The 263-nt window shown below is 63.1% G+C and carries 1 protein-coding gene; it reads right to left on the bottom strand.

Going from position 1 to position 263, the window contains the following annotated elements:
* Positions 1-263: GAF domain-containing protein (locus tag AC3II9_RS21930; protein ID WP_489158827.1), on the bottom strand; the 263-nt coding region annotated here is incomplete at both ends.

Genomic DNA, 263 nt, shown 5'->3' with positions numbered 1-263 from the left:
AAGTGGATGCAGACCACGTCCTGGAACGTGTTGGCAAACAACTGGTTCTCGATCATCTGCGCCGACATGCGCACCAATGCCATGGTGTGCTTGTGGAAGCCGCGGTGGTCACCCGTCACGTCGAGCGCGCCCACGGTGGCGCCGTACGGATCGAAGATCGGCGCACAGGAACAGGTGAGGAACTGGTTGGCCTGCAGGTAGTGCTCGGAGCCGTGGACCAGCGTGGGCTTGCCATCGGCCAGCGCCGTGCCGATGGCGTTTGT

This window comes from Lysinibacillus sp. RU7 (assembly GCF_057837305.1).
Note: the sequence above shows the minus strand (reverse complement) of the source record. Positions and strands in the feature narration are given on the sequence as shown.